This is a genomic window from Tabrizicola fusiformis, assembly GCF_013328815.1.
Taxonomy (GTDB): domain Bacteria; phylum Pseudomonadota; class Alphaproteobacteria; order Rhodobacterales; family Rhodobacteraceae; genus Fuscibacter.
Window position 1 is genome coordinate 145,448 of the sequence record NZ_JABUHN010000002.1, and the last position, 18,737, is coordinate 164,184.

Annotated in this window: 19 protein-coding genes; all 19 read right to left on the bottom strand. The window is 66.9% G+C overall.

All coding sequences use genetic code 11. The features are described from left to right. Positions 1–13: 13 nt before the first annotated feature. Entirely contained in the window at positions 14–1,150 is a 1,137-nt protein-coding gene (gene hypD / locus HS053_RS03275) for a hydrogenase formation protein HypD (protein WP_174209782.1), read from the bottom strand. Continuing rightward, positions 1,147–1,428: a HypC/HybG/HupF family hydrogenase formation chaperone gene (gene hypC / locus HS053_RS03280; protein ID WP_174209783.1), complete on the bottom strand. Its 282-nt coding sequence runs from the start codon at positions 1,426–1,428 to the stop codon at positions 1,147–1,149. Before hypC ends, hypD begins: the two co-directional genes overlap by 4 nt. Beyond that, positions 1,428–2,942 carry a sigma-54-dependent transcriptional regulator gene (locus HS053_RS03285; protein ID WP_458358873.1) on the bottom strand — a complete coding sequence of 505 codons (1,515 nt, stop codon included), beginning with the start codon at positions 2,940–2,942 and terminating at the stop codon, positions 1,428–1,430. Before HS053_RS03285 ends, hypC begins: the two co-directional genes overlap by 1 nt. Further along, a complete protein-coding gene (gene hypB, locus HS053_RS03290; protein WP_174209785.1) occupies positions 2,909–3,757 on the bottom strand; it encodes a hydrogenase nickel incorporation protein HypB in 849 nt (282 codons plus the stop codon). Before hypB ends, HS053_RS03285 begins: the two co-directional genes overlap by 34 nt. Then, the gene (gene hypA, locus HS053_RS03295) at positions 3,757–4,098 is read right to left on the bottom strand and encodes a hydrogenase maturation nickel metallochaperone HypA (protein WP_174209786.1); all 342 of its coding nucleotides are present in this window, start codon (positions 4,096–4,098) and stop codon (positions 3,757–3,759) included. The genes hypB and hypA overlap by 1 nt, the downstream gene beginning before the upstream one ends. Beyond that, positions 4,091–4,951 carry a HupK protein gene (locus HS053_RS03300; RefSeq protein ID WP_174209787.1) on the bottom strand — a complete coding sequence of 287 codons (861 nt, stop codon included), beginning with the start codon at positions 4,949–4,951 and terminating at the stop codon, positions 4,091–4,093. The genes hypA and HS053_RS03300 overlap by 8 nt, the downstream gene beginning before the upstream one ends. Before the next feature lie 2 nt (positions 4,952–4,953). After that, positions 4,954–5,712 (bottom strand): [NiFe]-hydrogenase assembly chaperone HybE, encoded by a 759-nt coding sequence (gene hybE, locus HS053_RS03305; RefSeq protein ID WP_174209788.1) that lies wholly within the window; start codon positions 5,710–5,712, stop codon positions 4,954–4,956. After that, the gene (locus HS053_RS03310) at positions 5,709–6,542 is read right to left on the bottom strand and encodes a hydrogenase expression/formation protein (protein ID WP_174209789.1); all 834 of its coding nucleotides are present in this window, start codon (positions 6,540–6,542) and stop codon (positions 5,709–5,711) included. The genes hybE and HS053_RS03310 overlap by 4 nt, the downstream gene beginning before the upstream one ends. 9 nt (positions 6,543–6,551) lie before the next feature. Next, a complete protein-coding gene (locus HS053_RS03315) occupies positions 6,552–6,971 on the bottom strand; it encodes a thioredoxin domain-containing protein (protein ID WP_174209790.1) in 420 nt (139 codons plus the stop codon). A gap of 3 nt (positions 6,972–6,974) precedes the next feature. Next, the gene (locus HS053_RS03320) at positions 6,975–7,286 is read right to left on the bottom strand and encodes a HypC/HybG/HupF family hydrogenase formation chaperone (RefSeq protein WP_174209791.1); all 312 of its coding nucleotides are present in this window, start codon (positions 7,284–7,286) and stop codon (positions 6,975–6,977) included. Next, positions 7,286–7,894 carry a HyaD/HybD family hydrogenase maturation endopeptidase gene (locus HS053_RS03325; protein ID WP_174209792.1) on the bottom strand — a complete coding sequence of 203 codons (609 nt, stop codon included), beginning with the start codon at positions 7,892–7,894 and terminating at the stop codon, positions 7,286–7,288. The genes HS053_RS03320 and HS053_RS03325 overlap by 1 nt, the downstream gene beginning before the upstream one ends. 277 nt (positions 7,895–8,171) lie before the next feature. Further along, entirely contained in the window at positions 8,172–8,933 is a 762-nt protein-coding gene (gene cybH, locus HS053_RS03330) for a Ni/Fe-hydrogenase, b-type cytochrome subunit (RefSeq protein ID WP_174209793.1), read from the bottom strand. Positions 8,934–8,937: 4 nt separating this feature from the next. Next, complete coding sequence (locus tag HS053_RS03335; RefSeq protein ID WP_174209794.1) at positions 8,938–9,519, bottom strand: HupE/UreJ family protein; 582 nt, start codon at positions 9,517–9,519, stop codon at positions 8,938–8,940. A gap of 12 nt (positions 9,520–9,531) precedes the next feature. Then, positions 9,532–11,325 (bottom strand): nickel-dependent hydrogenase large subunit, encoded by a 1,794-nt coding sequence (locus tag HS053_RS03340; RefSeq protein WP_174209795.1) that lies wholly within the window; start codon positions 11,323–11,325, stop codon positions 9,532–9,534. Between the two features lie 3 nt (positions 11,326–11,328). After that, the gene (locus HS053_RS03345) at positions 11,329–12,414 is read right to left on the bottom strand and encodes a hydrogenase small subunit (RefSeq protein WP_174209796.1); all 1,086 of its coding nucleotides are present in this window, start codon (positions 12,412–12,414) and stop codon (positions 11,329–11,331) included. Positions 12,415–12,673: 259 nt separating this feature from the next. Further along, positions 12,674–14,875, bottom strand: coding sequence for a carbamoyltransferase HypF (hypF, locus tag HS053_RS03350; RefSeq protein ID WP_174209797.1), 2,202 nt, complete (start codon positions 14,873–14,875; stop codon positions 12,674–12,676). A gap of 91 nt (positions 14,876–14,966) precedes the next feature. Then, a complete protein-coding gene (locus HS053_RS03355) occupies positions 14,967–16,388 on the bottom strand; it encodes a nickel-dependent hydrogenase large subunit (protein ID WP_174210073.1) in 1,422 nt (473 codons plus the stop codon). A gap of 8 nt (positions 16,389–16,396) precedes the next feature. Next, positions 16,397–17,383: an NADH-quinone oxidoreductase subunit B family protein gene (locus tag HS053_RS03360; protein ID WP_174209798.1), complete on the bottom strand. Its 987-nt coding sequence runs from the start codon at positions 17,381–17,383 to the stop codon at positions 16,397–16,399. Further along, positions 17,380–18,699, bottom strand: coding sequence for a sensor histidine kinase (locus HS053_RS03365; RefSeq protein WP_174209799.1), 1,320 nt, complete (start codon positions 18,697–18,699; stop codon positions 17,380–17,382). Before HS053_RS03365 ends, HS053_RS03360 begins: the two co-directional genes overlap by 4 nt. Between the last annotated feature and the right edge of the window lie 38 nt (positions 18,700–18,737).

Consider the following 18,737-nt stretch of genomic DNA (forward strand, 5'->3'; position numbering starts at 1 on the left):
TTCAAGGATTTTCCTAAGCGGCGGCCACCCGCGCCCCGGCATATTGCCAATAGGCCGCACAGGCCCCCTCGGACGACACCATCAGCGCCCCCAGCGGCATCTCCGGCGTGCAGCCGGTGCCGAATTGCGGGCATTGGGTGGGTTTCAGCTTGCCCGTCATCACCGCGCCACAGGCGCAGCCGGGGATTTCCGGCACGTTGCGGCTGGCCGCGGCATAGCCGATGCCGAATTTCTCTTCCGCATCGAAGGCCGCATATTTCCCCCGAATGCGCAGGCCCGAAGCGTCGATCTCCCCCAGCCCCCGCCATTCAAAGCTGGGCCGCCGCTCATAGACATCGGCAATGGCGGCAAGGCTGACCGGGTTGCCATGTTCGGGCACCACGCGGCCATATTGGTTTTCCACCGCCGCCCGGCCTTCTGCGATCTGGGTCAGCACCATCAGCACCGATTGCAGAAGGTCGGTCGGCTCGAACCCGGCCACCACCAGCGGCTTGCCATAGTCGGCTGCAATGAAATCATAGGGATGCACGCCGATCACCATGCTCACATGGCCCGGCCCGACAAAGCCGTCCAGCATCATCTCGGGATCATCCAGCAGCGCCTTGATCGGTTCGGGCACGGTGATGTGGTTGCAGAAGACACTGAAATTCCCTAGCCCCTCGCGCGCTGCCTGTTGGATCGACAGCGCCGTCGAAGGCGTCGTCGTCTCAAACCCCAGACCAAAGAACACCACCTCGCGGTCGGGATTGCGCCGCGCCAGTTCCAGCGCGTCCAAGGGCGAATAGACCATGCGGATGTCGGCGCCGTCGGCCTTGGCCTGCATCAGCGATTTGCGATGCCCGGGCACCCGCATCGCATCGCCGAAGGTGGTGAAGATCACCCCCGGCTGCTCGGCAATCTCGACACATTCATCGACCCGCGCCATCGGCAGCACGCAAACCGGGCAGCCGGGGCCATGAATGAACTCGACCCCTTCATGGATCAGCTTGTCGAGGCCGTAGCGAAAGATCGAATGGGTATGGCCGCCGCAGATTTCCATGATGTGGACGGGCTTGGCGCGGGTGGCGCCGATCTCGTCAGCCTTGCGGGCGATGGCGGCAAGCAGGCCCTTGGCCGCCGCCGGATCGCGGAATTCGGATGCAAATTTCATGCCAAAGCCTCCTCAGAGCGGGCCATCTGTTCCAGCGTCTCTTGCGCCTCGCCCAGATCGCGCAGCGCCTCCAGAGTTTTGGTGGCCTCATCTTCGTCAATCAGGCTCATGGCAAAGCCGACATGGATCAGCGCCCATTGCCCGACCAGTGCGGTCAGGTCATTGCCCGCCACGCAAGCCACATTGACCGCGCGCCGCACGCCCGACACCTCGGCCATCGCCATCAGCCGGTCTTCATCCACGATGGCGGTGATCCGCCCCGGTATGCCCAGACACATCAGTCGTCCTCCTCTTCGGCGGCCAGCCGCCCCGAGGGGTCAGCAATGCCATAACGGTCCAGTTTCGCCCGCAGCCCCACCCGGCTCAGGCCCAGCTCGGCCGCGGCGCGCGATTTGTTCCAGCGGTGGCGCGTCAGCGTCTCGCGCAAAATCCGCATCTCGATCAGTTCCACCCGGTCTTTCAGCGTGCCATCGGCGACCAGCACCGCCTCGGCCGAACGGTCGGCCCCCGCCTCATGCGGGGCGGCTTGCAGGATCGGGCGGCTGATCAGCTCGGCCCCCAGAAGCGGCGATTGCGCAAAGATCAGCATCCGCGTCACCTCATTCGCCAATTCGCGCAGGTTGCCGGGCCAGTCGTAATTCTCAAGAAATTCAAGGGCGGCGGGGGCAAAGCCATGGGCCGCCTTGCCATGCTGCGCCGCCAGATCCATCAGGAAATGCTGCGCCAGCAGAGCCACATCGCCCCGCCGGGCGCGCAGCGGCGGCAGCGCCAGTTCCCCCACCGCCAATGCATAGTAAAGGTCGGGGCGGAAGGCGCCATCGGCCACCCGCCGCGCCAGTTCGCCACCCGAAGCCGCAATCAGCCGCAGGTTGGTCGTCAGCACCTCCTGCCCGCCGACGGGCGAGAAACTGCCCTCTTCCACCAGCCGCCACAGCGCCAGTTGCAGCGCGGGTCCGGCATGTTCCAGCCCGGCCAGAAACAGCGTGCCCCGATCCGCCTTTTGCGCCAGCCCGATGCGGTTGACCCCGCCGGGCAGGACGCCGCGCTTTGCCCCGAAAAGCTCTATCGCCGCCAGCTCCTCGGGCATCCCCGCAAGGTTCAGCGCGTGGAATGGTTTGTCCGAGCGCAGGCTGCCGAAATGCATTGCGCGGGCCAGCCGCGCCTTGCCGGTGCCGGGTTCGCCCACAATAAGGACCGGCACGTCGAAACTGGCGTAATGCCGTGCCGCCTCGATCAGGGCATTCATCGGGCTGGCGGGGGCGCGCAGCAGGGTTTCAAACCCCATCCCCTCGCGCAGCGCCGCCCGCCGCTTTTCCAGCTTGGTCTGCGCGGTGGACGCCAGAAAGCGCATCTCCAGCGCCATACGCTCATTCTCGCGCGCCAATTGAAACAGGCGCGCGCCGTTGCGGGCGGCCATCAAGAGTTGATCCGGGTGCCAGGGTTTGGTCAGGAATTGCTGGATGCCGGCGGCGTTGATCGCCTGCGCCATGGCGCCGGGGTCGGTGTAGCCGGTGATCAGCAGGCGCACGGTGTCGGGCCAGCGGTCGCGCAGGTCGGTCAGGAATTCAACCCCGGTCTTACCCGGCATCCGCTGGTCGCAGATCACCACCTGCACCCATTCCTCCTCCATCAGCCGCAGTGCCGCATCGGCATCGCCCGCTGTCAGGCAGTCGAATTCATCCTCAAGCGCCATCCGCATCGCCGAGAGCGAATGGGGCTCGTCATCGACCAGAAGGACGGCGGGGCGCGGGCTGGGCATCAGGCTTTCTCCGCCAGCCGGGCGCGCAGCCATTCCAGCCATTGTGCCATGCCCTGCCCGGTGCGGGCCGAGACACGCAGGATTTCGATGGCCGGATTGACCCGGCGCAGGTTCGCTTCATAGGCGTCAAGGTCGGCGTCGCAATGCGGGGCCAGATCGCATTTGTTCAGGATGGCCAGCCGCGCGGCGGTGAACATATCGGGGTATTTCAGCGGCTTGTCCTCGCCCTCGGTCACCGACAGGATGGCCACCTTGGCATCTTCGCCCAGATCGAAGCCGGCAGGGCAGACCAGATTTCCCACATTCTCGATGAAGAGGTAGGACCGGGGTGCAGGCCGCAGATCGTCCAGCGCGTGGCCCACCATATGGGCATCAAGGTGACAGCCCTTGCCGGTGTTGATCTGGATTGCCCGGGCGCCGGTGGCGCGGATGCGGTCGGCATCGGCGCTGGTCTGCTGATCGCCCTCGATCACGGCAAGCGGGGCATCGCCAAGCGCCTGAATGGTCTTGCACAGAAGGGTGGTCTTGCCCGACCCGGGGCTTGAGACAAGGTTCAGCGCCAGAACCCCCAGCGCCCGCAGCACCCGGCGGTTGGCCTCGGCCAGCGCGTCATTCTTGGCAAGGATCGAGGTTTCGACCTCGATCAGCCGGGCCTGCGACATGCCGGGCACCGAAACCCCCGCCGCACCAAGGCCGTAGTGGTGGCCGTGGTCATGGTGATGCCCGTGGGAATGGTTGTGCGCCGCAGGCGCCTTGGCCAGCACATGGGGAAAGGGCAGGGGTTTTTCCGCAGGCTTCGGCCCCGCGTCAAACGTCACCTCGCCATGGCATCCGCAAACGCTACACATCAGACCACCTCCATATCCCTGATCCGCATTTCATCACCGCCTTCGGGCAACAGCCGGCCACCGCCACACAGGGGGCAGGGCGCCAGCCGGTCGTCGATCTGCACCGTCACCCGGCAATCATAGCAAAGCGCCTGCCCGGGCAGGTCGATCATCTCCAGCCGCGCGCCTTCGGCGGGACTGCCGCGCATCACCACGTCAAAGGCGAATTCCAGCGCCGGTTTCTCGACCCCGGCAAAGCGCCCGATTTCCAGCCGCAGCACGGTCACGGCGGTAAAGCCATGGGCGCGGGCCTGATCCAGCACGATGCTGCGGATGCCTTCGGCAAGGCTCATCTCATGCATGGGCCACCTCTTTCACCGTGACCGGCACACAAGGATCATGCAGCGCGATGATCAGCGGGGCAAGGGCGGGGCGGCAGGTGGCCAGCGCCTGCTCCAGCGCGCCGCCGGGGGCAAGCAGGTGGTCGGTCGGCGTGCGGCGCTGCAACCCGGTCACCCGCCCGCCCGCCGTGTCGATCCGCAGCGCATATTGGCCACGGGCTGCGGGGGCAATCGCCACTCCGTTCTCAACCCGAACCCCCGGCAAATCACCCGCCAGCACCGCTTCGGCATCCGCCAGACGGCCCAGCAGCCGCCACAGCGGCCCACGGCCATGGGTGCCCTCGACCGCGCGCAACAAGGGATGGTCCGCCCGGCGTCCGGCGGCAGAATTTTCCCAGAGGCCGGGCGCGAAGGGGGCGGGGGGAGGGGGGAGGGGGGCAATGACCCCCTCCCCCGGTTGCAGCGCGTCCCGCAGGGCGGCAACCAGCGGCGCACATCCCGCGCCCTGCGCCAGCCACTCCGCCAACCCGTTCAGCCCCTTGGGCAGACCCCGTCCAAAAAGCGCCCCCGCCACGTCGCCCGCAGGCAGCCGCCCCGGTGCCCGGCACAGCAAAGGCGGCAGCGTCACGCAGAGCGCCACCAGATGCTCGCGCAGCACCTCGGCCCGCAGATCGGCGTCGGAAACTTCGGGCGCCAGCCCCAGCGCCGCCCGCGCCGCCACCCCCTGCGCCATGCGGCACAGGTTGAAGAGGCGGGGCAACATCGCCGCCGCCTCTGCCGCAGGGCGCCCGGCCAGCAGCGCCGCCAGCGGCAGCGCCGCCCCGGGCTGAACCCGCGCCCGTCCCGGCGACAGATGAACGACGGCCCCCTGCATCCTCAGCCCGCCAGCCCGCCCGAGATCAGCTTGCGCCGCGATGGCGTCGCCTCAACCTCTGGCGCGGGGGGCGCCAGTTCCGCTTCGCGTGCGGCGCGGATATCGGCGGCGCGGTCGGTTCCGGCGCGGTTCTCACTGCGGAAAAGTTCGGCCATCACCGCGCGGGCCACGTCAACCGCCTGCAACTGGCTGGTGAAATCCCCCATCGGCGAGAAGAGCGAGCAGGCCAGATAAGGCCCCACCATCTCGCGCGCATTGTGCAGGAATTCATATTCGCCCGAGGGGAAGGCGATCACTTCCTTTTCCCCGGCGCCCAGCACCGGGCGGGTTTCGGCGGGCAGCAGCACAAGGTTCATGAACCACGGTGCCACCAGCACCCCCAGAAAGCCACCCTCCCAAGGCTGAAACCCCACAGCCGCCACATGTAGGGCGTGGTTCACCATTGGCACGTCGCGCATCTTGGCGTTGAAGATTTCGCGGAAATCGGCCTCAAGTGCGGCGACCCGCCGCGCCATTTCCTCCATGACGGCGGCGCTTTCGGCGCCCGGGTCTTCACGGACCAGAAACTGTGCCTTGGGTGCGGAGCAGCCCGGGCAGGTCCAATCCTCGGGCAGGTCCAGAAACGGCGTGCCGGGCAGAACCTGCCGCGTGTCGTCGCCTTCCGCCGGGTCATAGGGCGTCCAGCAAATCTTGCATTCCATGATGGCCTTGGCGCTGATCTTGTCCGACGCGCCGAGATAGCTGCCCTCGAACCCGCTCATCGCGTTGCCTCCACCACTTCGCGCAGGCGCGCTGCGCTGTCTTGCAGATCTTCCAGTGCGGCCAATGCCACCTCGGGCATCGCCGCCACCTCATAGGTGTCAAGGATAAGCTGGTCGGTCGAGTTGTAGAATTGCACCCGCCAGACATGCCCCTGCGCGCAGGCGGTGATCCGGCAATTGCCATAGCCGCGCGACAGCACGGTGACCGCGCCTTCGCCCAAAGCTTCGGCCAGCCAGTCAAGGTCTTCGGGCGTGTGGGGCAGCAGGGTCAGGTTCACCACATGCGCCATGGCGCCGGGGCGGAAACCTGCGGATTTGTCCAAGAGTTCGGCCAGAATGGCCGGGGCGTTCACCACCCCCGGCGCCTTGCGCGCCAGCACCCCCAGCGCGGGCCGGTGCGGCAGATGCGCCCGCGCCACAGCCAGCGCAGGCACCGGTCCGACCTCCAGCCGGTCCAACCCGGCGGCGGCGAGCATCCAGACCCCGGCAAAGACGCTTTCCTGCACCATCACGGCAGGAATGCCGCGCAGCTTCATCGACACTTCGCCCTGACCCAGACAATCGGCCATCACCTTGCGCGCCGCGGGGGGCAGGCTGGCCAGATCGAATTCGGCCCCCGCGCCGCCCGCCGCCGCCGCATCACAGGCATCGGCCACCTGCAACAGCATGGCCAGCGCGGGCGACAAGGCGGCAGGGTCGTCAGCCTCGGGCAGATGGGGCGAATAGGTCCGCATCCCCGAGGGCATCGACATGTATTGCAACTCGCCATCGGCGTCGGGCTGCGAGCCGGGGCCAAAACCCGAGGGCGGAAGGGTGAAGGGCGAAGCCATGGGAACCTCTCAGACCGAAGGACGTTGCAGGATATGGGTGATGCGGTCGAGGTAATCGGACCAGTCGCGCACCTTCTCGATGGCACCCAGAAAGCGCCCCTCGCGGTAGAAGAGCAGCCCCGGCGTCTTCAGCGCCCGGGTCTCTTCGCGCAAGCCCGCCTCGATGCCGTCGCCCACCAGCGCGCAGTCAAAGGCGTGCTGAAAGGCCACCCGCAATTCCGGCAGGATCACCGCCGCATCGGCGGTTTCCAGATTGCGGCGGGGATCGCCGGGGATGAACAGGCAATGCGCGCCGGGCCTTGCGGTGAACTCGGCCAGATCATGGCGGCTGTGCAGGCTGGGCCAGCCGAACTCGACCTCAAGCCGGGTCAGCAGGGGGTGGGGGGCCGCCGGAGTGGCGTGGTCGTCATGGGGGGCGTGATCGTGCATCGGCTATCCTGTGGGCTGGCCCGCGTCGAGCGCGGCTTGCAGATGGGGGGGCAGGGTGGGGGTGCGGGCATCCAGATCGGCAAAGGCATCGCCCAGATCGCCGCCCGCCATCAGCGACCGCAGCCCGTCCAGCGCGGCGGAAATCTGCGCGGCAGTCTCGGGCGTCAGCACCTCACGCGCGGCACCAAGGAAGACCAGAACCCAGTCGCCCGGCCCGGCCTCGGGCACCAGCGACAGGTCAACCAATGTGCCGTCGGTCATGTGGCCCGCGATGCCGGCGACCGCCGCAATCTGCATCGGCACGCCCAGACACATCACGGCACCTGCGGGAAAAAGCGGGCATCACCGATACGGCAGGCGTCATCCTCGGACGGGCGCCCCGCTTCATAGGCGTCGCGCAACAGCGGCGCCTGCGCCAGCCCCTCGGCGCGCGAACGGCCTTCGGTCACGGTGATGCCCCAATCGGCCAGCGTGGCCCGGGCAATCTCCAGCGCCTGCGGGATGCGCGCGGCAACGGCGGGGCGCAGGCCACCGCCGAAATCCTCAAGCTCCACCGGCTGGCAGCCGATCAGCACCATCTTGGCCGGGCGGTAGCCCATCAGCGTGGCGGTGGCGATCACATCCTGAAAGCCGGTCTGATGCAGGCTCATCTTCTTGGCGCCCATAAAGGCGGGCACCTCGTCATCACGCACGATCTTCATGGTGCCGGGGGGCAGGCCATAGTCGATGGCGTCAAACACGATCAGCGCATCGGCGGCTTCGAGAAACGGCAAGAGATACAGCCCCTGCGTGCCGCCATCCAGAAGGGTGACGCCCTCGGGCAGGGCATAGCTTTGCGCCATCGCCTCGACGCAGCGGACGCCAAAGCCCTCGTCAGCCCACAGCAAATTGCCGATCCCCAGGATCAGAACCCTGTCCGTCATGCGCCTCTCCTCCCGGTCCGGCTCTGGTCGCGGGGTTATCGCCCCCGCCTTACAAGTGAGAGTATGCTTTGCAGATGACCCGGTCAGAGAGTTTTTGCATGACGCGGAAATTTCTGGCAACCGGCTGAAAAGCGGGAAGAATATGGCAAGTAACGGGGGCTAGCCGTCTTGCGTATCGGAAGGATGCTTTCCGATATGGCTGGCCAATCGCAAATCTTCCTTCCAAACGAAAAAGGCGGGCCCGAGGGCCCGCCGGTCACTGACACGCGGGAGGAACTCACTCGGGCCGGTCGTCCTTGAAGGTGCGGTGGCCCGAGATCATCGTGGACACCATGCTTTGACGGCTCATGATGTCTTCGCGGATCGCGGCATAGATGTGGATGATCATGAAGACGATGATCGCCCACATCCCCAGATGGTGCAGCGTGTGCAGCCGCTGGCTGTTGCCGACCAGACCCAGAAGCCAGCCCATCGCCAGATCGGGCAGGCTGCCTTGCCCGGCACCTTCGGCATAAAGCGCCCAGCCCGTCAGCAGCATGAAGGTGATGCCCACCGTCATGAAGAAGAACATCGCGGCCTGTGCCAAGGGGTTGTGGCCGACGTATTTCTTCGGCTCGGCCTCAAGGAACAGATACCAGCGCAGTTCGAAGAACACCTCCTGCCACCAGACCTTTTTGAAGATCGGGATGTAGAACATCTGCTTGGCGTGGTGGTTGCCGACAAAGGCCCAGTAGATGCGGCCAAAGAAGCCCACGGTCAGCAGTTGCGCCGCCGCGAAATGGGCAAAGCGGATATAGCCGAAGACGAATTGCTGCGTCGCCTCGCCGATCTGCATCGAGGGCAGCGGGGCGCCGATGAAATAGCCGGTGACGATCAGCACCAGAATGGCCGCCGCATTCAGCCAGTGCCAGAGGCGCACCGGCGCTTCATAGACATAGACCGAGGTGCGTTTGCGCAGGGTTTCAAGGTCTTGCGCGGTGGCATCGCCGGTCAGCCGCGCCGCCTCAAATCCCGGGGGTTGGGGGGTGATGTCGGTCATGGCATCAGCCCGCCATCATCAGCAGGCCGCTGCCGGCAATCCCCAGACCCAGCCCGCGCTGCATGATCCGCGCCGCCCGGCCATTGGCCACCACACGGGCAAGGCCAATGCCCGCCAGATGCAGGCCCGCCGTGGCAATCAGGAAGCCGGCAAGATAGCCAAAGGCATTGCCCGTCGCCTCGCTGGCATGGGCATGGCCATGGGCCGAGGCGAAGACCCCGATCATCGCCAGCGAAGCCAGCGTCAGGCTCTGCGCCTGCCCGGGTTTCGACACCACCACCAGCAGGCCAAAGACCACGACCGAGGTCAGGATCACCTGTTCGACCATCGGATAGCCGATGCCCGCCCAACTGATCGCGGCCCCCGCCGCCATGGCCGCCATGAACGTCGCGGCGCCCAGCCAGAAGCGGTGGGGCAGGGCAAAACCCGACCAGAGGCCGACCGCCAGCATGGCCAACAGGTGATCGGGGCCAAAGACCGGGTGCGACATGCCCGCCACAAAACCCGAGGTGTCGCCATGCCCGGTATGGGCCAAAGCCGGGGCGGCCACGGCCATCAGAACCGCCGAAAGTGCAAGTTTCTTCATCGCTTCCTCCTCTCAGCGAACCTTGACCCGGGCCATTTCCTGGCCTTCGGGCGACATGACATGGGTGGAACATGCCAAGCACGGGTCAAACGAGTGCAGCGTGCGCAGGATTTCCACCGGCTCTTCCGGGCGCTCCATCTTGGTGTCCATCAGGCTGGCCTCAAAGGCGCCGATATTGCCGGCGGTGTCACGGGGCGATCCATTCCAGGTGGTCGGCACCACGCATTGATAGTTCTCGATCCGGCCGTCCTTGATGCGCACCCAATGGCCAAGGGCACCCCGCGGCGCCTCGGTGGCCCCCACGCCCTTGGCTTCCTTGGGCCAGGTCGAGGGATCCCATTTCGTGACATTGGCGGTGCTTTCGTCGCCGTTCTTGATGTTCTGCACCAGCTTGTCGAAGAAATGCTTTTGCAGCCGCCCGCAATATTCGCTTTCCAGCGCCCGGGCTGCGGTGCGGCCAAGGGTCGAGAAGATCGCGGTCAGCGGCAGTTTCATGGTGCCCAGAAGGCCATCGACCTGATTCTTGATATCCTCATGCCCGCTGGCATAGCCGACGACATAGCGGGCCAGCGGCCCCACCTCCATCGCATTGCCTTTCCAGCGCGGCGCCTTGATCCAGCTATACTTCGCCGCTTCGTCCAACTGCTCGATATTGGTGCGGCTGCCCTTGGCATTCGGGCCAAGCTCATACTTCGGCTTGGTTTCGCCATCCCAAGGGTGCAGACCCTTGCCGGCTTCGGCATATTCATACCACGAGTGATCGACGAATTCCTGAATCTGCTCGGGGTCGCGCTGATCGACGTCATGCACCTCGTTCAGGTTGCCGTTGATGATGGCGCCGCGCGGCAGATGCAGTTGCGCGGGGCTGAAATCATTGGCGTTTTCGGGAATGTCGCCATAGGCCAGCACCGATTTGCCCGACAGCCCGCCGCCATACAGCCAATTCTTGTAGAAGCCGCCGATCGCCACCACGTCGGGCAGATAGACGTTGCGGTTGAACTCGATGCATTTGTCGATGATCGAGGAGACGAGGTTCAGCCGCTCCATGTTGATCGCACCCACGGCGCCGGTGGAATGCACGTTGATCGGGCAGGGCACGCCCCCCACCAGCCAGTTCGGATGCGGGTTCTTGCCGCCAAAGATCGTGTGGATCTTCACGATCTCTTTTTGCAGATCAAGCGCTTCCAGATAATGGGTGGTCGCCATCAGATCGGCTTCGGGCGGCAGAAGATAGGCCGGATTGTCCCAATAGCCGTTCTTGAACAGGCCCAACTGCCCGCTTTCGACAAAGGCTTTCAGCCGGTTCTGCACATCGCGGAAATATCCGGGGCTGGACAGCGGATGGTTCGGGCTGACCGCCTGTTGCAGCTCGGAGGTGGCCTTGGGGTCGGCGCGCAGCGCGTTGACCGGGTTGACCCAATCCAGCGCGTGCAGGTGGTAGAAGTGAACCACATGGTCATGGATTTGCAGGTTCAACTGCATGATGTTGCGGATGGAATTGGCATTGTCGGGAATGGTGATGCCAAGTGCATCCTCGACCGCCCGCACCGAGGTCAGGGCGTGGGTGCCGGTGCAGACGCCGCAAATCCGCTCGGTAAAGGCCCAGGCATCGCGCGGGTCGCGGCCCTTGAGGATCACCTCAAGGCCCCGCCACATGGTGCCGGTGCTGACCGCGTTGCGGATGATGCCCTGATCATCCACGTTCACCTCGCAGCGCATATGGCCTTCGATCCGGGTGACCGGATCGACCACAATACGCTTGCCGCTGTTGTCGAGGTTGAAGCCGTTCGGCGTTGTGATCCCCATGGCTTAACCCTCTACCTTGTCTTGATTTTTCTTCTGGGCGCGTTTCAGCGCCGAAATGGCGGCATGAACCGCCACGGCCCCGCCCACCGCACCGGCAGCCCCCATGCCGATGGTGTCGGCATTCGCCTCGATCCCGAATTGCTTGATGTTGGTCAGCCGGTCATAGAACGACCCCTGATCCCAGAACCCGTCCTCGGAGCAGCCGATGCAGCCATGGCCGGACTGGATCGGGAAGCTGGTTCCCTCATTCCAGCGCACGGTGGAGCAGGCGTTATAGGTGGTCGGCCCCTTGCAACCCATCTTGTAGAGGCAATAGCCCTTGCGGGCGTTCTCGTCGTCCCAGGCTTCCACAAACTGGCCGGCGTCGAAATGCGGGCGGCGATAGCATTTGTCATGGATGCGCTGGCCATAGAACATCGCCGGGCGGCCCTGACGGTCCAGTTCCGGCAGCCGGTCGAAGGTCAGCATATAGGTGATCACCCCGGTCATCACCTCGGCAATCGGCGGGCAGCCGGGCACCTTGATGATCGGCTTGTCGGTGATGACCTTATGCACCGGGGTGGCGCGGGTCGGGTTCGGTGCCGCCGCCTGCACGCAACCGTAAGAGGCGCAGGCGCCCCAAGAGATGATCGCCTTGGCCCCCGCCGCGGCATGGCGGAGCTGCTCGACAAAGGGTTTGCCGCCGACGATGCAGAACATGCCGTCTTCGTTCAGGGGCGGGTTGCCCTCGACCGCAAGGATGTAGTTGCCCTTGTATTTCTCCAGCGTCTCTTCCAGCGCCGCTTCGGCATGGTGGCCCGCCGCCGCCATCAGCGTGTGCTGATAGTCCAGGCTGATCATCGACAAGACCACGTCCTTGGCCAAGGGATGCGCCCCCCGGATGAAGCTTTCGCTGCAACAGGTGCATTCCAGCCCGTTCACCCAGACCACCGGCGTGCGCGGCTTGGTCTCCATCGCATGGGCGATCTTCGGCACGAAGGCCGGGCCAAGGCCCAGCGCGCTGGCCGTCAGCGAGCAGTATTTCATGAAGCTGCGCCGGGTGATCCCCTGACGGCGCATGACTTCGTAAAAGGTTTCGATCTCAGACATGGTTCCTCCCTTGCCCCTCGTCGCTGGGTTGGCCGGACAGAGTCACGGCTCCAAGGGCAGAGTGCAGGCGGGCAGAGGGAGGCGCCAAAGGTTTCAGGCGGCGCGGAAAACTCTCTGAAAGCCGTTTCAGGTCAGAGAGTTGGGCCGGATATGCCCCGGGTGTGCCGCGCCCCGCGCGGCAAGGCGCTGACCAGTTCGGCGCGGGGGGCGGTCAGGCGGTTTCCATGAGGTTTCGTGCGGGATGGGCAGATTGCCCATCCTACATCTGCGCCAGCGCCACCAGTGCCTGCCCGAAGGCCAGCCCGCCGTCATTGGCCGGAACCTCGCGGTGAACCAGCACCGGCAGACCCTCCAGCGCGGCCTGCATGGCCGTCAGCAGCCGGGCATTCTGGAAACAACCGCCCGACAGCGCCACCGCCTGCGCGCGGCCTGTCTCCACCAGCGCCCGCGCCTCTGCCGCAAAGGCCGCTGCCAGCCCGTCATGAAACCGCGCCGCGATGGTGGCCTGCGGCACATCCGCCGCAAGGTCATCCATCAGGCGGCGGATCATCGGCGCCGGGTCCAGCCCCGGCCCCATGGCATAGCCCGGCCCCGGCGGTTCGGCCAGCGCCTCAAGCCGCATCGCGGCCTCACCCTCATAACTCTGCATCTCGGGGCAGAGCCCCAGCAGCGCCGCCACCGCATCGAAGAGCCGCCCCGCCGAGGAGGACATCGGCGCATTCACCCCCGCCGCCATCGCCGCCCGCAAAACCCCGCGCGGCTGGCCGGGGAAGAGCCTGTCCGCTTCCGCCTCCAGCCCCGCCTGATCCAGCCGCACCAGCGCATTGCGCCAGGGCTGGCGACTGGCGGCATCGCCCCCGGCCAAGGGCGCCGGGCGCAGATGCGCCACCCGCTCAAACCTCTGGTAATCGCCCAGCAGCACCTCGCCGCCCCAGATCGTGCCATCGGCCCCCAGACCCAGTCCGTCCAGCACGATCCCCGCCACCGGCCCGCCGTCCTGCGGCCACAGGTTTTCGCCCAGACAGGCCGCCAGATGGGCATGATGGTGCTGCACCTTCACCATGGGCAGGCCCATCGCCCCGGCCTCGCGGGTGGCGCGGTAGCCGTCATGCAGGTCGCAGGCCACCGCTTCGGGCCGGTGATCGAACAGCGCCGAACAATCGGCAATCGCGCGGGAAAACTCCTCGACCGTCAGCGCATCGTCCAGATCGCCCAGATGGTGCGACAGCATCACCTGCCCGTTCTTGACCAGACAGATCGCCGCCTTCATCTGCCCGCCCACCGCCAGCACCTGCGCCGCGCCAAATCCCGGCGGCAGGGGCAGGGTGCCCGGCACCCGCCCCCGGGCGCGGCGCAGCACCATCCGGGGGGTGGCCCGCTCGACACTGTCATCCAGCCGCCGCGCGATGTCGCGGTCATGGCACAGGAAGCCGTCGGCGAAGCCTGCCAGCTTCTCCCGCGCCTCATCATTGCCGATCACCTGCGGCTCGCCCGAAAGATTGCCCGAGGTCATCACCAGCACGCCGCCGAACGCCTCCAGCAGCAGATGGTGCAGGGGCGTATAGGGCAGCATCACCCCCAGATCGGCCATGCCCGGCGCCACGCCTTCCGGCAAGACCCCGCGCGACGGCACCAGCACCACCGGCGCCGCCGGATCGCCGAGCAGCGCCAGCGCGGCCTCCCCCAGCACCGCCACCGCCGCCAGATCCGCCTCGCGCCCCATCAGGGCAAAGGGTTTGGCCGGCCGCCGCTTGCGCGCGCGCAGCAGCGCCAGCGCAGCCGGATTGGCCGCATCGCAGGCCAGATGGAACCCGCCCAACCCCTTGACCGCCACCACGCCACCCGCCCGCAGACAGGCCCCCGCCGCCGCAATCGGCCCGCCCGGCCCGCCCTCATACCACAGCCGCGGACCACAATCCGGGCAGGCCACCGGCTGGGCGTGAAACCTGCGGTCGGCGGGGTTTTCATATTCGGCCCGGCAGGCGGGGCACAAAGCAAACCCTGCCATGGTGGTCATCGCCCGGTCATAGGGCAACCCCTTCAGGATGGTAAAACGCGGCCCGCAATGGGTGCAGTTGGTAAAGGCATAACCGCGCCGCCGCCCGTCGCCGAACACCTCCTCCACACAATCGGCGCAGGTCGCCGCATCCGGCACCACCCGGGTTTCCGCGCCGCGCCCCTGCGAGGCGGCAATGATGAACCCCTCCGGCTCCACGTCGAAGGGCTGCCCGGCAACCTCCACCGCATCCACCCGCGCCAGTTTCGGCGCACGCGGCGCAATGGCGGCGGCAAATTCCTCAAGCCGCGCCCCGCAGGCCCGGATCAGCACCCCTTCGGGATCGTTCAGCACTTCGCCGCGCAGCCCGAACTCCTGCGCCAATTGCCAGATGAAGGGGCGGAACCCCACCCCCTGCACCTGCCCGCGCACCCGGATCACAGCCCCCTTCACGGCGCCCCCCATTCATCTTGGCCCAAATATCCTCGGGGGGAGAGGCCGAAGGCCGAGGGGGGCAGACGGCCCCCCGCGCCGCCAGGGCAGGGTGCGCGGCCCATCAATGCACCGTGCAGACCATGCAGGGGTCAAAACTGCGCACCACATGCTGCACCGCCAAGGGCACCGCCTCGCCTTCGCCCGCGGCCACGCCCTCCAGTGCCGCCTCCAACGGTCCGGGCAGACCGGCGCTGTCGCGGGGGGAAAAGTTCCATGTCGTCGGTGCCACGATCTGATAGCCGGCGATCCGGCCCTTTTCGATCCGTATCCAATGGCCCAGCGCGCCGCGTGCCGCTTCGACCAGCCCTTCGCCAGCGCCCTCGCGCGGCAGGGTTCCCTGCGCCATGAACAGCGCAGCCGGCTGGATATCTGCCACCAGACGCTCCATCACGCCCTGCGTGCGCGCCAGTTCCAGAAGCCGCCCCGCCACCCGCGCCAGCACCCCGCCGTCCCGCGCCAGCGACAGGGCCAGCGGGTGGCCATCCACCACCTGCCGCGCCAAGGCGCCGACTTCCACCGGACGGCCTGCCAGCCGCGGCGCCTTGCACCAGCTATAGGCCGTCTCGCGCATCGCCTCGTCCGGCTCGGTCCGGCCACGGGCGGGATGGGCCGCCCCGCCCAGCATCCAGGAATGGCTGACATCCTCAAGGATCGCGCCAGTGTCGAGCGGCTGCGTCCCGCCCTCCCACAATCCGCGGGCAAAGACCGGGCCTTCGGCCAAAGGATAGGCGCCAAAGCTCATATAGCGCCCGGCGCCCCGGCCCAGCGTCGCAAGGTCAAGATCGGCGGCAATCTCAAGGAACAGCCCGGCATCACCGCGGGTCCAGTGCATCAGCGCCGTCGCATCGGGCAAGGCGGCGAAATCCTCAAGCGGGGCACCGAACAGATCGGTCTCAAGATAGCGGCGGAAGGCGCGCAGGCTGGCTTGCAGGCGCAGCTTTTCGCGCAGGCCGGGTGCGCGGGTCACGCCGCCCGGCTGAATGGCCAAGGTATGCGGCCATTTGCCCGCCATCAGCCCCATGATGTGCAACAGTTCCGCCCGCGCCTGCACGGCGGCACGCAGCGCACCGCCCTCAACTGCCGTGAACCGGCTGACCGCCCGGTCATGCCAGCCGCGCCCGGCATAGGCGGGCCTTGCAAAATCCGGCATGAAGAACAGGTGGAAATGGGTCAGATGGTCGGCCACATTCTCGACCGCATGGATCAGCGCCGCCATCGCCGCACCTTCGGGCGTCGGCGCCAGCCCCATGGCCGCCCCCAAGGCCCGCGCCGCCGCCGCCGACTGGCTGATCGAGCAGATGCCGCAAATCCGCGGCGTGATGGTCAGCGCGTCGCGCGGGTCGCGCCCCTCGAGCATCCGTTCAAACCCGCGGTAGAGCGGCGCATTGACCCGCGCGCTCCGCACCCGGCCTTCGGCCACGTCCAGCGTCACCTCAAGATCGCCTTCCACCCGGTTGAACGGGCCGACCACCAGCCGGGTGATGTCTTGGGTCACCGGGGTTTCCTCAAGGTCGGCGGCACCACCACATGGTCGGAAACCGCATTGACCCCCAACCGTTCCGGCGTCGCCGCCTTGGACAGTGAGGCCAGCGCCATGAACCACGCCTTGGGCATATCGGTCGGCAGGCCCACCGGGATGCCGGCGATCTTGGGCGTTTCGGTAAAGGGATGGCGCGGGTCTTCAAATTCCGGCGCGGTGCAGTTGATGCAGGGATAGCCGCCCTTGGTGCAGCTTCCCTCGCCGTTCCACGGCCTTGTGTTGCAATCGCCCACCGCCTGCGTGCCGATGCAGCCAAGGTTTTCCATCATGCAGCCCAGTTGCGACAGCTCACGCGCCGAAGCCTTGTATTCGTAAAATTCATTCTTTGGGCAGCCGTGATGCACCAGATGATCGGCGTAAAACCGGGGGCGCTGATAGCCGTCCAGCGCCACCGCCTCACCTGCCGCCAGCATCATCAGCGTCTCGGTGACCCAGCCGGGATGGGTCGGACAGCCCGCGACGTTGATCACCGCCCCGCCCGCCCCGCCGCGCCATCCCGCAGGCAGCAAGCCGCCCGGATGCGCGCCCTCATATTGCAGCCCCACCGCGTCCGAAGGGTTGCCGCCCGCCGCCGTCACCCCCCCATAGGCCGCGCAACTGCCCACCGCGACCACATGGGCCGCCCTTGGCGCAAGGCTTGCCACCCAATCCATCAGGCTGCGGCCGGTGCCCGACAGCATCTGATACCGCCCGGTGCCGCGCGGGCCGCGCGCAATCGCGCCCTCGACGCAGAGGATATCCAGCGGCTGTTGCCCGCTCTCGATCCGCTCTAGGAGCGCCCGCGCCTCGGCCCCGGTTTCCACCGACAGGGCCGGATGCCAGAGCAATTCGATCCCGGCATCGGCCAGAAGGTCTGCCAGACCGGGGTTTTCGGCGCAAAGCAGCGACATCGTGCAGCCGCCGCACCCCGAAGCCTGCAACCACAGAAGCGTCGTCATTCCGGCCCCCCCGGCAGTTCCAGCCGGAAGGTCGCCCCCGGCCCGCCCTCGGCCAGCATCAGCCGCCCGCCATGTTCCTCAGCAATCTTGTGGCTGATCGACAGGCCAAGGCCGGTGCCGCGCCCGACCGGCTTGGTCGTGAAGAACGGGTCAAAGATCGCCGCCGCCAGATCGGGCGAAATCCCCGGTCCGTTGTCGGCCACCGTCAGCACCGCCCGCCCGTTCTCGGCCCGCGCGGTAAGGGTGACCGAAGCCCCGGCACAGCCCTCCAGCGCGTCAACGGCATTCTGCACCAGATTCATCACGATCTGCTGGATATGGCCGGGCCGGCCAAAGGCCATGACCTGCGGCTCTCCGGCAAAGGTCAGGGCGACCGGCTGTTTCATCCCCCGCAACACCCAATTGGCCGCGATCCGGGCGCAATCGACCAGATCGAACACCAGCCGTTCACCCGAACCGTCTGACGAAAGCCGCCGCAAATCCTCGACGATATCGCGCACGCGCTCTGACCCGTCGCGGGCCCCCTCAATCGCGGTGCGCAGATTGCCGATCTCGCGGTCCAGCCGCAGATTGGCGCGCAGGGCCACCAGTTCCTCGCGGCTGGCGCCCTCTTGCACCCGCTGGAAATAGGTCTCGAACTTGGTCAGATAGCGGTCGAGCGCATGGGTATTGGCATAGACAAAGCTGATCGGGTTGTTCAGCTCATGCGCCACCCCGGCCAGCAGACGGCCCAGCGAGGCCAGCTTTTCATTGCGCACAAGCTGCGCCTGCGCCGCCTTCAGCGCGTCATGGCTGGCCGAAAGTTCCGCATAGGCCAGCCGCAATTCGCCCAGGGGCCGCCCGGTCAGCACAAATCCCGCGGCCCGGCCCCGGTCATCCAGCCGGGGCGCGATGGACAGTTCCAGCGGGCTCGGCCCCTCGGGCGTCAGCAGGCCCAGTTCCAGCACCACCGAACGGCGGCTGTCGCGCGCCTCTGCCAGACCGGCCTGCAACCGGGCATGATCGGCCGGGTCGATCAACTCGCGCAGATCGCCGCCCTCGATCGCCACCCGCCCCGTGCGCGCCATGAGCGAGGCCGAAGCCTGCTCCACCAGCCCGCCGCGCGACACCACGATCAGCACATCCGACACCGAGCCGAGGATCGAGGTCAGAAAGGCCCGCATCCCCTGCAATTCGGCATTCTGCCGCTCAAGCCGCTCCTGATAGCCGACCAGATCGGCATAGGTGCGGTCCACCGCCGACAGCACGTCAATCCAGGCGTCATCCGAAAAGGATGCCGGGCGCGGCAGAGGATCGTCAGGGCGCAGGGTGGCCATGCGGGCAGGATAGGGGCAAGCGGCGATGCGGCGCAAGC

Excerpts from the sequence above, each read along its gene's own strand:
- hypD (WP_174209782.1), bottom strand. The coding sequence starts at position 1,150 with ATGAAATTTGCATCCGAATTCCGCGATCCGGCGGCGGCCAAGGGCCTG.
- hypC (WP_174209783.1), bottom strand. The coding sequence starts at position 1,428 with ATGTGTCTGGGCATACCGGGGCGGATCACCGCCATCGTGGATGAAGAC.
- HS053_RS03285 (WP_458358873.1), bottom strand. The coding sequence starts at position 2,942 with ATGGCTGCGCGCCCGGCTGGCGGAGAAAGCCTGATGCCCAGCCCGCGC.
- hypB (WP_174209785.1), bottom strand. The coding sequence starts at position 3,757 with ATGTGTAGCGTTTGCGGATGCCATGGCGAGGTGACGTTTGACGCGGGG.
- hypA (WP_174209786.1), bottom strand. The coding sequence starts at position 4,098 with ATGCATGAGATGAGCCTTGCCGAAGGCATCCGCAGCATCGTGCTGGAT.
- HS053_RS03300 (WP_174209787.1), bottom strand. The coding sequence starts at position 4,951 with ATGCAGGGGGCCGTCGTTCATCTGTCGCCGGGACGGGCGCGGGTTCAG.
- hybE (WP_174209788.1), bottom strand. The coding sequence starts at position 5,712 with ATGAGCGGGTTCGAGGGCAGCTATCTCGGCGCGTCGGACAAGATCAGC.
- HS053_RS03310 (WP_174209789.1), bottom strand. The coding sequence starts at position 6,542 with ATGGCTTCGCCCTTCACCCTTCCGCCCTCGGGTTTTGGCCCCGGCTCG.
- HS053_RS03315 (WP_174209790.1), bottom strand. The coding sequence starts at position 6,971 with ATGCACGATCACGCCCCCCATGACGACCACGCCACTCCGGCGGCCCCC.
- HS053_RS03320 (WP_174209791.1), bottom strand. The coding sequence starts at position 7,286 with ATGTGTCTGGGCGTGCCGATGCAGATTGCGGCGGTCGCCGGCATCGCG.
- HS053_RS03325 (WP_174209792.1), bottom strand. The coding sequence starts at position 7,894 with ATGACGGACAGGGTTCTGATCCTGGGGATCGGCAATTTGCTGTGGGCT.
- cybH (WP_174209793.1), bottom strand. The coding sequence starts at position 8,933 with ATGACCGACATCACCCCCCAACCCCCGGGATTTGAGGCGGCGCGGCTG.
- HS053_RS03335 (WP_174209794.1), bottom strand. The coding sequence starts at position 9,519 with ATGAAGAAACTTGCACTTTCGGCGGTTCTGATGGCCGTGGCCGCCCCG.
- HS053_RS03340 (WP_174209795.1), bottom strand. The coding sequence starts at position 11,325 with ATGGGGATCACAACGCCGAACGGCTTCAACCTCGACAACAGCGGCAAG.
- HS053_RS03345 (WP_174209796.1), bottom strand. The coding sequence starts at position 12,414 with ATGTCTGAGATCGAAACCTTTTACGAAGTCATGCGCCGTCAGGGGATC.
- hypF (WP_174209797.1), bottom strand. The coding sequence starts at position 14,875 with ATGGGGGGCGCCGTGAAGGGGGCTGTGATCCGGGTGCGCGGGCAGGTG.
- HS053_RS03360 (WP_174209798.1), bottom strand. The coding sequence starts at position 17,383 with ATGACGACGCTTCTGTGGTTGCAGGCTTCGGGGTGCGGCGGCTGCACG.
- HS053_RS03365 (WP_174209799.1), bottom strand. The coding sequence starts at position 18,699 with ATGGCCACCCTGCGCCCTGACGATCCTCTGCCGCGCCCGGCATCCTTT.